11 protein-coding genes are annotated in these 13,372 nt (G+C 43.7%); all 11 read left to right on the top strand.

Annotation, left to right across the window (positions count from 1 at the left end; genetic code table 11):
* Nucleotides 1-2 precede the first annotated feature (2 nt).
* The 11 genes from ACLSSO_RS06700 (at nucleotide 3) to ACLSSO_RS06650 (ending at nucleotide 13,291) form a co-directional block, all read left to right on the top strand.
* Nucleotides 3-620, top strand: a complete 618-nt coding sequence (locus ACLSSO_RS06700; RefSeq protein WP_295906187.1) for a PilZ domain-containing protein — start codon at nucleotides 3-5, stop codon at nucleotides 618-620.
* Nucleotides 595-1,302, top strand: a complete 708-nt coding sequence (locus tag ACLSSO_RS06695) for a MotA/TolQ/ExbB proton channel family protein (RefSeq protein WP_413944443.1) — start codon at nucleotides 595-597, stop codon at nucleotides 1,300-1,302. The genes ACLSSO_RS06700 and ACLSSO_RS06695 overlap by 26 nt, the downstream gene beginning before the upstream one ends.
* 58 nt (nucleotides 1,303-1,360) lie before the next feature.
* A complete protein-coding gene (locus tag ACLSSO_RS06690) occupies nucleotides 1,361-1,897 on the top strand; it encodes an ExbD/TolR family protein (RefSeq protein WP_413944442.1) in 537 nt (178 codons plus the stop codon).
* A gap of 3 nt (nucleotides 1,898-1,900) precedes the next feature.
* Nucleotides 1,901-2,398: an ExbD/TolR family protein gene (locus ACLSSO_RS06685; protein ID WP_413944441.1), complete on the top strand. Its 498-nt coding sequence runs from the start codon at nucleotides 1,901-1,903 to the stop codon at nucleotides 2,396-2,398.
* Nucleotides 2,399-2,402: 4 nt separating this feature from the next.
* On the top strand, nucleotides 2,403-6,113 hold the full coding sequence (locus tag ACLSSO_RS06680; RefSeq protein ID WP_413944440.1) for a tetratricopeptide repeat protein: 3,711 nt from the start codon (nucleotides 2,403-2,405) through the stop codon (nucleotides 6,111-6,113).
* A 14-nt stretch (nucleotides 6,114-6,127) separates the two neighbouring features.
* On the top strand, nucleotides 6,128-6,379 hold the full coding sequence (locus ACLSSO_RS06675) for a hypothetical protein (RefSeq protein WP_295905808.1): 252 nt from the start codon (nucleotides 6,128-6,130) through the stop codon (nucleotides 6,377-6,379).
* A gap of 17 nt (nucleotides 6,380-6,396) precedes the next feature.
* Nucleotides 6,397-7,869 (top strand): AgmX/PglI C-terminal domain-containing protein, encoded by a 1,473-nt coding sequence (locus ACLSSO_RS06670; RefSeq protein ID WP_413944439.1) that lies wholly within the window; start codon nucleotides 6,397-6,399, stop codon nucleotides 7,867-7,869.
* Between the two features lie 15 nt (nucleotides 7,870-7,884).
* Nucleotides 7,885-8,655: an outer membrane beta-barrel domain-containing protein gene (locus tag ACLSSO_RS06665; RefSeq protein ID WP_413944438.1), complete on the top strand. Its 771-nt coding sequence runs from the start codon at nucleotides 7,885-7,887 to the stop codon at nucleotides 8,653-8,655.
* Between the two features lie 23 nt (nucleotides 8,656-8,678).
* Nucleotides 8,679-10,799 (top strand): tetratricopeptide repeat protein, encoded by a 2,121-nt coding sequence (locus tag ACLSSO_RS06660; protein WP_413944437.1) that lies wholly within the window; start codon nucleotides 8,679-8,681, stop codon nucleotides 10,797-10,799.
* Between the two features lie 16 nt (nucleotides 10,800-10,815).
* Nucleotides 10,816-11,469, top strand: coding sequence for a hypothetical protein (locus ACLSSO_RS06655; protein ID WP_413944436.1), 654 nt, complete (start codon nucleotides 10,816-10,818; stop codon nucleotides 11,467-11,469).
* A gap of 172 nt (nucleotides 11,470-11,641) precedes the next feature.
* Nucleotides 11,642-13,291 (top strand): methyl-accepting chemotaxis protein, encoded by a 1,650-nt coding sequence (locus ACLSSO_RS06650; RefSeq protein ID WP_413944435.1) that lies wholly within the window; start codon nucleotides 11,642-11,644, stop codon nucleotides 13,289-13,291.
* Nucleotides 13,292-13,372 lie beyond the last annotated feature (81 nt).

Raw genomic sequence — 13,372 nt, 5'->3', positions numbered from 1 at the left:
GTATGGGTGGGGTACAAGCAGCGACAAATACAGCTCAGTGGTATATCCTTCGTGGGGAAATGAAATACGGTCCCTACGAATATAGATCCCTGATCACAATGATCCAAAATGGGGAGCTCTTTGACTACAACTATGTGTGGGCTTCTCACTTGGATAATTGGACTCTTGTAGGCGATCTGCAAGATTTTTCAAAAGACCGTTTGTGCCGTTTGATCGAAACCAAAGATCATCTTTCCGGCGCTTTCAAAGACCGTAAATTTCCTCGCGTGGATCTTGTGACTCCTATTTATGCTCACAATGAACACAACTTCTTTGACGGACAAACTTTGAGTGTGAGTGAAAACGGAGCATTGGTTCTTCTTAACGATCCATTGCTACAACTCGGACAACAAGTATTAATTCATTTTAGAACATCTGAGGCGAATCCTCAGAGCTTCAACGTGCTTTGTGAAATTGTTCGTAAGAACTTCTCAAAGCAAAGACTCAACGTAAAATCAGGTTTGCATTACGCAGTTCGTTTCCTCCAAGTGCAAGACCAAGGCAAGACTCAGTTAACAAAATGGACACGCGGTGGCGTTTCCAAGGAGGAAACAAATGGCATTCTTAAAGTTCATGAATGATTCTGGCTTCGTCGGCTGGTGTATTCTATTGGTGGGAATTGGCGCTCTAGTTCTCGTGGCAGAACGCGCACGCGCACTTTATAAAGACTACGGCATGAATGTCGAAGAGTTCATGGGTAAGATTCAAAATCTTATTCTCGCTAAAAAAATGGACGAGGCTTTACTTCTTTGTGCACAGCTTGAGAAAAAACCTTTGGCGAGCGCATTCAAAACAATCATTGAGAAAGCAGATCGTGACGATGATACGATCTTCCAAGCTCATGATATCGCTTTGAGTGAGAACATGCCGCTTTATACTAAACGTCTGCACTACTTATCAATGCTTGCCAACGTCGCAACTTTGATGGGTCTTCTTGGTACGATCCACGGTCTTATCCTTTCGTTCCAAGCGGTTGCAACTGCAGACCCTGCACAAAAACAAACATTGCTCGCACACGGTATCTCCGTTTCGATGTATACGACAGCTTTGGGTCTTGCCGTAGCGATTCCTGCGATGGTGTTCTTCTCATTCTTGACAGCTCGTCAAAACCAATTGCTTGAGCAATTGACTGAGAAGTGCGGAAAACTAGCAGAGCTTTTGACTAGCGCTCATATCCCTAACCTGACTCGCCAAAACGTGTTCCCTGATCACGTAACGGCTCCGGCAGCGACTCCTCCGTCTCCTGGTTCAAAAGCTTCCTAAGGGAAGCTTTTGGGTGAGCGGTGGAACCTTATCAAGGATGGGATAATTTATGAGACGCATGAAAAAGATCAAAATTAATCATCACAGTGAGTTCGAGTTGGACTTGGCTCCCCTCCTTGCCGTGATGGTAAAACTTGTTCCGGTTCTTCTGCTTTCATCGGCCTTCGTGCAAATGATGGTGATCGAAACAGAACTTCCGCAAGTCGTCAGTGAAGCGATTCAACGCCAGGAACAACAACCTACTCCGACAAGTGTGGCGATTGAAGTCGATGCTAAAGACGGAATCAACATCGTTGTGACTGAAAAAGGTAAAGATCAGGTCGAGAATATTCCTCTTAAGAATGGCGCCTTCGACTACCCGACTTTACACCAAAAATTAGTTGCAGTTAAAAAAGCACACCCCGAGATTTTCAAAATTGAACTCAACCCTGATGGCAAAGTTCCTTACAACGAAGTCGTCAAAGTCATGGATGAAGCTCGCCAGTCTCGCGACAACACTATCAAGTTCCCTGTGTTCGATACCAAACAAGGTAAGAACGTAGAAACGAACTATATGTTTCCTGAGATCGTCTTCGCCAATATGATGGAGGGCTAAGATATGTCACGTCGTCGTAGATTTGAACCCAAAGTAAATCACAACTCGACTTTCACTTTGAATATTACATCCATGACGGACATGTTCGTCCTCTTGCTGGTATTCTTGTTGCAATCTTACTCCACGTCAGATGTGCAAATTAATCCGGTGACTGGATTGCGTCTGCCAAGTTCAGCATCTCAAGTGAACCCCACAGAGGCTGTGAAAATTTCTCTTTCACAAGACGAGTTGAAGATTGATGAAACCAAGATCGCTGACGTGAAGAATGCCGATTTTCTTCCGCAAGATCTTGAAGATAAAGACACAAACTTTATTAAACCGCTTTTTCAAGAGCTAGATAAGCTTGCGAAATCTTCTTCTGATAAAGCACACATCAAGGAAGGCCGCATCCTTCTTCAAGCCGATAAGGAACTTCCTTACGCGACTTTGAGAAAAGTGATGTACACGGCTTCGATGGCAGGTTTCCCTCAGTTGAAACTTGTGACCATGGTTGGAGAATAAGTTTATGATGCGCACAGTGGTTTTGCTTCTTGCATTTCATCTCTTCTCACTTTATTGCTTCGCTGCCGAAAAAAACGCGAAAGGCCTTTTGCCTGAAGTTCGTTTGAACAGCAGCGAAGACGAAAACGAGAAAAAAGCTTTCAGCAGCGAGATTATGATCACTCGCTCTGAAAACAAGGCTATTGAATCACTGCAAGCCATCATCAAAAAGAAAAAGGGCTCTAAAGAAGAAGCGGATCTTTGGTACCGTTTGGCAGAAATGTACATGCGCCGTTCTAAATCCGGCCGTTTCTTTGATTTGCACCAAGACACTCCCCTGATGAAACTTTCTCCGTTCCCAGTTCCAAATGAAAAAGGTTCTGAGGCGGTGAAACGCGCTATTAAAATCTATACTAAAATTGAGATCGACTTCCCTAACTTCAAACAAATGGATGCGGTGTTATTCAATAACGCCTTCGCAAACCAACAAGTCGCTCAATACAAACAATCAGAAGCTCTTTATCAAAAGCTTTTGACTCGTTTCCCGAAATCTCCACTGATTGCTGACGGTACGTTGGCGGTTGGTGAATTGCTTTATGACCAAGGTAAATTCAGAGAAGCCTTGGAGCATTTCCTTAAAGTGGAAAAATTCCCAAACAGCCGTGTTTTTTCCTACGGCATGTATAAAGCCGCTTGGGCTTACTACAACCTTCGCGATAGTGAAAACGGAATCAAAAAACTGGTTGAAGTCGTAAAAACAAATCCGCCATTGCAAGATGGTGAAGTTCCAACAAATCGCCACAATCTTCGCCGCGAAGCTCTTCGCGATTTGACTGTTTTTATCGGTGACTCCTACCCTTCAAATAAACTTTTCTCTTTCTTTGAAGACATCACAACTGAAGACGAGCTCGGTCAAGCGATGATCGACTTGGCGAAACTTTATGATTCGCACAGCCGTCAAAAAGAAATGAATGTCTTCTTGGAAGAATATATCGACAAACGCTCTTCCGGTCCCGACGTTGTGAAGTCTCACCTTTTGTTGGTTGAAGCCAACGAGACTTTGAAAAAACGCGACAAAGTAATCGACCACTTGCAAAGTGCGAGCGACCTTTGCAAAAGAGATTCAACATGGAGAACATTGCAAAAAGCCGAAGACATTAAGGTGTCTTGTGAAGAAGAATTCCGCCACACAAGCCTTGATATGGCTAAAAAATGGTGGGAGATCTGGCTTAAAAACAAACAAAACGTAGCGTTCTCTGATTTGACGCAAAAATTATTTAAATTGATTCTTGAGAACGAAGATCCAACGAAACCGGATCTTAAAACACGCTACGCTTACGCTGAACTTCTTTTCCAATTGGAAAAATTCGACGAAGCCAGCACGCAATACAAAATGGTTGGCGACAAAGCGACAGAGGAACCTCTTCGTCATGACGCCAACTATGCAGCCCTTTATTCAAAAGAGAAGAGCCTAGAAAAAGGCAAAGATCCTTTGAAAGAAGCAGAACGTAAGGAACTTGCTGCCAATTATTTGGCGAAGCACCCTACTGGAAAATACTCTACATTGGTTAAATTCAAAGTGGGCCATATCGCTTACGAAGAATCGAACTATGCAGAAGCCGAAAAGCTCTTAAGACCGTTGGCTCAGCTTAAAGGTGCTGACAATGCAGATATTAAGAAAAAATCGGAAGACTTGATCTTGGATATGCTCAATATCCGTAAAGACTACGCAGGTATTAAAGATTTCTCTAAGCAAGTCATGAACTCGACAACGGACGATTCTCGCAAGAAGAACATGAACAAAATCTTGGAAGAAGCTCATTTCACTGAGATCCAGGAATTTGCTAAAGGTGGCGACAAAGATCAAGCTTCCCAGAAGTTGATCGCCTTCGCCAAAGAACACGAGAACTCAAAACTTTCTCAAGATGCTTTATGGCAAGCTCTAAGCCTTCTTTATGCGGAAGGTAAGATCTATGATGCTGCTGAGCTTTCAATGAAGTTCGTGCAAAAGTATCCAGAAGACAAACGCAACCTGGATGCTTTGAAGGATGCGGCAAAAGCTTATGCCGATGTCGGTCAAATTTCAAAATCGGCTGAGACTTTATTGAAAGTCGCGGACTTAGATAAGAAAAACCGCAACGCTCACCTAGAACTAGCAGCTGACATCTACCTTCTTGAAAAGAAAAACAAAGAAGCGCGCGCGGCTTACATGGGTATGCTCAATGGTGCTGACAACAAAACCTTGTCACGCATCTACGGCAAACTGATGGATTCCTATAAGAACGAACCGCGCTCTGCTGAACTTGAAAAGTTACAAAATCAAGTTTTAGCAAAAGGTATTGAGCCTTATACAACTCAAATCATGATTGATCGTGCAAAGGCTCTTTTGGATTCTGGTAAATCAACAGCGGCCTTTGATTTAGCGATGAAAGCCAACGGTCGTGATGTGGCTCCAGAGATTCGTGCCGAAGCTCGCTTGATCCAAGCGCGTATTCTTGAAAAAGAATTGGCGCAACAAAGTGTGAAAGCCCGCGAAGAAAAATTTGCGATGGTGCTTTCATTGAAAACAGAAAAACTTGATAAGGCTCACACGGCTTATTTCACAACTTTGAAAATGAGCAAAGACCCTTATCAACAACTGGAAGCGATGCGCGGTATCGACCGTTGTTACGGTAACTTTATCGAGAGCTTGCAAACAATGCCTCTTCCCGCTTCTTTAACTCCGGCGGATCAAGAAGCCTTGCGCGCTGAGATCGCAAAATTGACAGCGCCAATTCAGGAAAAGAAAAACGAGAATGAAGCAAAACTCAAAGTTCTTGCCGCCTCCAAAGGTCAAGCTGCAAGTACAGAGCGCGTTTTTGCCAACATTCGCGTAGATCAAACAGTTCCGCCTCTTGTGCAGTATCCGGCTCCAGAAAAGATGACGGCATTTTTGCCTTCTGCGGGAGATATGACAATTGGAAAGGTGTCTCGTTTTGAGACTCGCTCTCCGAAAGCCTGCAATAAATCCGCTATCATGACGGGCCAATTGCAAGCCGTGAACACTTTCGAAGTTGCAGGAAATTGTTATTATTCTAAACAGTACGAGATGGTCGAAAAGCTAGGTCTTGAACTTGCGAAGAACAAAGACACTCGCGCTTTGGGACTTTTCTATGCAAGTCTTGGCTCTGAAGGAAAAGGCTATAACGACAAAGCATTGTGGATGATTGAGGCGGCTTTAAAAGCACAACCAGAAGCTTCTCCTTACGTGTATCAAAAAGCCCGTCTCACTTACAAAGAAGATGGTTTGAATTCCGCGATGCCATTTTTCGAAAAAGTTTTAGACATGCAAATGCCATCGACAGAAATGCAAACTTTCGCTGGTGTGAAGGCATTCTCAGAGGGAGATTTTACGAAGGCAATCGAAAAATTTTCTTCTCTGTCAAAAGAACAGTTGTATACTTTGAATGTGGGAACTCTGATGAGTGAATCGTATGCTCAGAAGGGTGAAGTCGACAAAGCATTAAGTTTGATCAAAGATTTACTTAATGTTCGCAAAGAAAATGCCGATTTCCTTCTACAACAAGCACACTTGTTTGAGACCTACAAAGAGAGTCCAACGTTAGCGTTGGATTCTTATGAAAAAGCGTTTAAAGCCAGTCAGCAATTGGAAGTGCGTGATTGGTTAGGTAAGAAAATACAGTATTTGAAAACTCAAAACAAAGTCGGTCAGCACGTAATCTCGGGAGACTTGTAGTATGGAGGGTACAAGTGAAATCTTTCATCACAGCGATGATCGCTTTCATTCTCTTGGGAACAGCGACGACTGCCTTTGCCAAACAAAGAACAGTCCGTAAAGTCCAGGAAGTAAATTTTGGTGAGATGAACCTCAAGGGAACGATTCGTAACCCTGACGGTGCCTACCTTGTGCAAAAAAGAGGTATTAAGTTTATGCCTCTTTACGATGTGCAAAAGGATATGGATGGCCGCATTCGCGAATCTGCTCTCTATTTGAATAACTAATTAGTTAGAGGTGTTACATGCTCACGTTGATTGTACGTCAGTCTCTAAAAAACGGGACTGCAAAAACCTGGAAACTTCGTTCCAATAATTCAACACACACTTTCGGTTCATCCCGATTGGCTGATGTGATTTCAATTGCCCCGCAAACCAAGGGTATTCAAGGTCTCTTTGAATTCCGTGATGGCCGCTGGTGGTATGTAAATATGGATCTCGCGACAAGTGCGCAAGGTTCTACCTCCCCTGCCCTTTGCTTGGATGAGGAAAAGAGCATTGAACTTGCTGATTGCGTGTTGAAGTTCACACCTGTTACAAAAGAAACAGATCTTTACTTGCGCTTGGATAAAGCCGGTAAAGAACAACGTGAGTCTGGTAAAAAGTTTCAACTTTTCATGGTAAGACAATCAGGCCAAGTCGTTGAAACAAAAGTTTTACCTTTGAATAAAAAATTTAAACCTGCTGTCTCTGTGACACCGATCACAATTGCGTGCACTCCTTCAGAGGAATGGCACAAACAAACAGTGGGAGATCTTGAAATCAGCCAAAGAACAGTGTCTTTGGAAAATGCGGCGAAACTCGGCCACCTTTCTGCAGACCAGTTGGTTGACGACGAGTCCAAGCGCGGCGTTTACATCGTGCTAGGTGCAGCCCTTTTCCTTGTGTCTTTGGGAATTTTCACTCCGAAAGAACAAAGCATTGAGACTGTTGCAACACCTCCAAAAGTAGCGCAAAAAATTATCGTAAAAACAGAGCTCAAACAAAAACGTAAAAAAGTCGAAGCCGCTCCTAAGCAAGAGGTTGTTGTGAAAGAAACGACTCCTCCAGCAGGCGGTCCAAAAGTTGAGATGCCTACAAGCGGCAGCCAAAGCAAGGTTTCTAAAATGATGAAATCACTTGCGGGTGGTCGTATTTCTCAACTCATAGGAAAAGTTTCAGCCCAAGCAGCAAAAAGCGGAAACGTGGTTTTTGCTAATGGCGTGAAAGCCGGTTCAGGTCCTTCAGGTCGCGCTCTTGCCGCTGTTGGTGGCATGGAAAGATCCGGTCGTGATTGGGGTGCTGAAGGTAACGGTACGGGAGTTGTGATTTCTACTGCCGGTAAAGGTGGTGGTAAAAGTGCCTCTGGTATGGGCGGCCTTGTTGCCGGCGGTACTGGCGGAGCTGGTGTTGGTTTGATCGAAGAAGAAGGCGAAATCACAGGCGGTCTAGACCGTGAAGTGATCGCTCAGTATATCAAATCAAAACTGGGACAAATTCTTTATTGCTATGAAAGACAACTCAGCGCCAATCCTGATCTCTTCGGGAAAGTCGCTGTGAAATTCACCATTGGTCCATCGGGCCAAGTCGAACAACAGCTTATTGGTGATACAACACTTAAGAACGCAACCGTTGAGGGATGTATATTGAATAGGGTTGCCGCATGGAAGTTTCCGAATCCACAGGGGGGAACTCGAGTGCTCGTAACATATCCATTCTTATTCAAGAGTACAAACTAAGGCGGGGGTAATATCATGTTGAAGAAGACAATCTTAATGTTCATCTTGGCTGCATCTCAAGCATTTGCACAGCAAGGAACGGAAACAAAGCCGGCAGCAGAGCAAAGAGGCAGTGATAAGTTAGACATCAAAAAATTGGAACAAAAATACTGGGCAGCCAAAGACGATGATTTCAGTGTCGTGCAAAATCGTCGTTACACAAAAGCAGAGCGTTTTTATTTAACAGCTTCTGCAGGTATCCCATTTAACGACCCATACAGCACAGGAAGTATCGTGAGCGGAAGCTTGGGTTATTTCTTTAACGAGCGTTGGGGTTTGGAAGCCACTTATAACTCTGCAAACCTTAAAGACAACGATGCGGTTAAACAATTCGTTGATTCTTACGGAGCGATTCCAGATCACAACATTTTAAAGTCATCCTACTTCCTTTCTGGAATCTGGGTTCCCTTTTACGCAAAGATGAGCGTGGTTGATAAAGCCATCATTTACTTTGATATGGGTATTTCTGTTGGCGCGGGTAATCTTGATTACGAGATCGCGCAAAAAGAAGGAAATCTTTCAAAGAGTTCTTTTGCGTATAAGCTTGGAATTTTCCAGCAAATCTTCTTCTCTGAGAACTTTGCGATCAGAGCGGATTTAATTAATACATGGTCGACTCAAGATAAAATGAAGTATTACGCCCCAGGTACTAGCGTGGGTGGTACAACCGTAACTGGCAATCGTGATCTGGGCTCGGAGTCCATCAACGATACTTCATTGATGATTGGTCTTACTTATTGGCACTAATTTTCTCCATGGGTGGGGGATTTATGTATAAGCCGTTACAAATTTTAATTACAATTCCCCTTCTCTGCGGAACAGCTTTCGCTGATCCCGCACTGAAGGTAACTAAGTCGGGCCGTGCTCCGGCATCGAGCCTGAAAGTGAAAACAAGCCTTGTCCCGACTTTTGATGTTTATCAAAAGAAAGTTGTAAAAGGGAAAGTGGAAGTTTTCAAAGTTAAAAACATTCCTGTCTTGGATCTGGGCGAAGAGCGCCAGGTGGAAGCCGCAGAGATGAGTCCTCTTCGCCTCCCCGCTTCCCGTGAAGTGGTGGTGAAGGAAACTCGTCGCCGTGAATCGCCTCCGGTTTTGCAATTCCAAGTGGCGCCTTACAATGTCACGGTGGAACCTTCAAAAACGTTGACGAATGCGGATGCTTTCAAAAAAATTCCTGACGTCAAAATTTTAAATCCAGTGATGGACCCAACAACGAAAGATCCTTTGGTTCAATTGGTTAAAATGGATGATATGAAACCTAACGACTACAAACTTTTGCAGGCGTTGATTTTCTTGGAAATCCAAAAGAACTATGAATTGGCCATGGGACTTTTTGCAGAGTTGATGGATGATCCTGAACACCGTATTGAGTCTTTATACCACTATGCAATGACGGCAAAAGGTATGGGACTTAATTCTGAGTTCCGCCAATATATGATCCAAGTGGCTCAAGAAGCAAAAAACAAAGACTGGCAACAAAAGGCCACAGAAGCTTTGGTTCAACACATCACTGTGCTTGAGACTTCAGACATTGCTTTGATTGATCCTTTGGTTATGAAGTACGAAATGGATGTTACTAAGAATGACGATTATCAATTGACTCGGGCCAAATACTATTCTGAAAAAGGCCAACTGGGTTTGATGGAAGATGCTTTGATCTTTATTTCAGAGACGTCTCCCCGTTATCCAGACGCGTTGCTTTTGACGGCTTTGTTTAACTACCGTCAAGGTAAAGTGGACGACGCTGTTATTCAGTTAGAAAAATTAATGAAAGTGACTGAGAACAACAAGACATCGCAATTGCGTTCCGTTGGAGCTTTGACACTGGCTCGTATGCAATTCCAAAAAAGTGAATACAAAGAAGCTTTCCAATCTTATTTGAAGGTGGATAAGTCAAACCCACTTTGGTTGCAAGCGATGGTTGAAAGCGCTTGGACACAAATCTTAGGCGAAGACTATGAAGGTGCCGCGGGAAATATGTTCTCGCTTCACACGGACTTCTTTAAAAACGCCTTTGCCCCAGAGTCTTACGTTGTTCGTACCGTGGGTTACTTGAACCTTTGCCAATACGGGGACGGTGTTCAAGTTCTTAATGAGATGAACAAGAAGTACGCTCCTTGGAAAAAGAAATTGGAAGACTACCAAAAGGCGAACAAAACATCTTTGAACTATTATGATACAGTGAAGAACTGGATTAAGAACTCCGACCTTAAAGAGGTTGATGGTCTTCCACGTTCTTTCATCGTGGAACTTGCCCGCCACCCTGCTTACATGAGCGTGCAAAAACAAATCAATAACTACGAAGATGAAGTTGTTCGTTTCAACAGAATTGCTCTGACTCTTGTGAAAAAAGAGCGCGAGTTGATTGCAAAACAAAATGAAGCCAACAAACAATTGGTCGATGCGAAAAAAGGAATCAAAGGTGACAGCCCTTCTGAGTCTGCGATCGCCAACGTGCAATTGGCAGAGAAAAAACTTTTGAGTTATCGCATCCAATACCATATCGCGAAGAAAGCCCGCACTTCGATCAAAAACTTGAGAGAAAAAGGCTTAGCGCGTATCGAGAAAGAAAAAACAGTTCTTCGTGCTCAGGCTTCTCAAGCCTTGCAAGGTCGTTTCACTGAAATGCTTGCGAGCTTGAATAAGGTTCTGGATCAGAATGAAGTTCTTCAGTATGAACTCTACTCTGGTGCCGGTGAACACATCCGCTACCAAATGGCCGGCGGAGATATCAATGAGAAAGAACGTCCTGAGTTGAAAGTTCAAAAAGAGAAAAGTTTGAACTGGAAATTCAAAGGCGAAATCTGGGAAGACGAAGTAGGTCACTACCGTTCTTCTTTGAAAAACGTATGCCCACAAGATTCAAATGTGGCTGGTTTGTCTGAACAATAAGGAAAGGATTTTCAAGATGAAATTCGCAAAAGCAATGACGACTTTGACTATCGGTGTTTTGATGAGCCTGCAAACAACAGCTTGGGCACAGAATTCCGCAAAAGAAGGTCTGGAGCGCATCAAGGCCAACGTCAATAACTCTAAAACAAACTTGCAAGAGTACGAAAAGAACTTAAAAACTGTTGAAGGCAATATCGCTGAAGTCGGTAAAGCCAAGTCCCAGGTTGAGGGACAACAAAAACAAGTTCTGCAGCAGGTTGAAGAAAACAACCAGGCCATGGGGCGCATCGGCGGCCAGGAAAAAGAAATTCAACAGCTGATCAATGACGAGAAAAACAAAATGACTCAGGAGAACCAAAAGATTCAAGAGCTTGAGGCCATGATTGCGAAGATCAAAGACAACCAGAAGAAGCGTGAGATGAACATCAACGATTATCAATTACAGCTTACTCAGCTTCAGGAAGAAAAGAAGATCTGGAGTTCTCGTGCGGGCACTTTGAAAGAGCAAAACGATCAAGTGAACCAAAAACTTCGTTCTTTAGCGAGCGAAGAGAACGAGTGGAAAGCCAAACAGAAAGGCTATCAGGGTGAAGTGAAACGCTGGAGCAAAGAAGTCGAAAGACAGCAGAAGCTCAGCGACAGCTACAATTCTTTGGCTGAAGTTAAATAAGATATTCAACTAAAGACCTGTTTCAAAAGGGAGCATTACGGCTCCCTTTTTTCTTTAGACCTAAGGTCTTCTTCGTTACTCATATTCAAAAAACTAGACTTATCCCCGGTGGAGAAACACCGAAAACCTCTCAGGAAAAATTTAGGTTCCTAACTTAATTAACGAGGAGTTTATGCAACAGTCTTCCATCAGCTCTTGGTTCCGCGGAATCAAGGGTAAGTTACTTTTCGCAGCCGTTCTTCCCATCGTGGGCTTTGCAACCGTATTTATGATCGCAAGGTCGGGTATGTCCACTATTGCGGACTATCTGGAAAATTCTCATAAGAATATTATTCCGAATATTCAGGCGCTGGGCGAAATGCGCCAAGCGCGCAATAAATTCGGTTACCAGATTTCCGCGGCGATGACGATGCCTACAGCTGAAAAACGTGAAGAGCGTTTGAAAATTGCACGCGAAGCCATTGAAGAATACCAAAAGGCTTTGGACTATTATGAATCTGTCCCCTTCACTCCTGAAATGGAAAAAGTGTACGCTGACGCAAAATCAGTGAGAAAAGAATACTTCGAACTTCTCAATAAATCTGTTGAGTTGGTTTCCACGGGAAAACCAGAAGCCTTTGAAGAAGTGCGCAAACAACTTGATGGTCGTATGTGGGAAATTGGTACGATCATGCATAAAATGAGCAGTACATCGATTAAATACTATAATGACATAGCTCAGGCGGATGACAAAGGCGCTGACGAGGCTGTTGCAAAGGCAAACACTTTGATGGTGACAATTACTTTTATTGCATGCTTCGCCATCTTTGGTTTACTTCTGTGGATTGCTTCGCGTATCGCTGCCTCCGTGGGCTCTATTGCAGAACGTCTGACGACGGCTGGCGGTCAAGTAGCTTCTTCTGTCGAGCAGCTTAATGAAGCTGGCAACAGTTTATCTCAATCTTCAACGGAAGCCGCCGCTTCACTTGAAGAAACGGTCGCAGCTTTGGAAGAAATGAGTTCCATGGTGCAAATGAACTCGGACAACGCAAAACAAGCGGCCGCTCTATCTTCGTCTTCCAAAGACGCCGCAGAAACCGGCGAAAGAGAAATTCAAACACTGATTCAATCCATGACTGAAATTTCTCAATCTTCAAAGAAAATTGAAGAGATCATCAGTGTTATTGACGATATCGCCTTCCAAACAAACTTGTTGGCTCTGAATGCCGCGGTTGAAGCCGCTCGCGCTGGAGAACAAGGGAAAGGTTTTGCAGTGGTGGCCGAAGCTGTTCGTGCCTTGGCACAAAGAAGTGCGGCAGCGGCAAAAGATATCACAAGCTTGATCAAAGACTCTGTGTCACAAATTGAGCACGGAAGTGAAATCGCAGATAAGAGCGGTGCCGTTCTTAGCAACATCGTGAACTCTGTAAAAAAAGTTTCTGATTTGAATAACGAAATCGCTGCGGCAAGCTCGGAACAAACCACAGGTATTCAGCAAATCAGCAAGGCGATGAATCAGTTGGACCAAGCAGCACAATCTAATGCGGCTTCCGCCGAAGAAATTGCGGCGACAAGTGGCGAGATCAACAATCTTGCGGCAGCGACACAAAGTATGACTGTGGAACTGAACAATGTTGTTCTGGGAGGTCATACAGTGACAAACACTCAGGCAACGACAAACGCGAAAATCGCGAAGAAAAAAGAGGTTGTGAAGCTTGCAGCAAAGAACAACGTCATTAAAATGAAAACCTCCGCCCCCGTTGCGGTAAAAGCAGAGGCAAAAGAAGTTATTCCGTTTGATGAAGACACTCGCGCCAAGGTCGGAACGACTGACGGATTCTAAATCTAAAGCAATCAAAATTTATTTACAAAACCCCTCGACCTTCGAGGGGTTTTGTCGTTTTAACGTATACTAAAATCGCAT

Source organism: Bdellovibrio sp. HCB-162 (assembly GCF_047344985.1).
Classification (GTDB): Bacteria; Bdellovibrionota; Bdellovibrionia; order Bdellovibrionales; family Bdellovibrionaceae; genus Bdellovibrio.
This window is presented reverse-complemented; position numbering and strand designations above follow the sequence as displayed.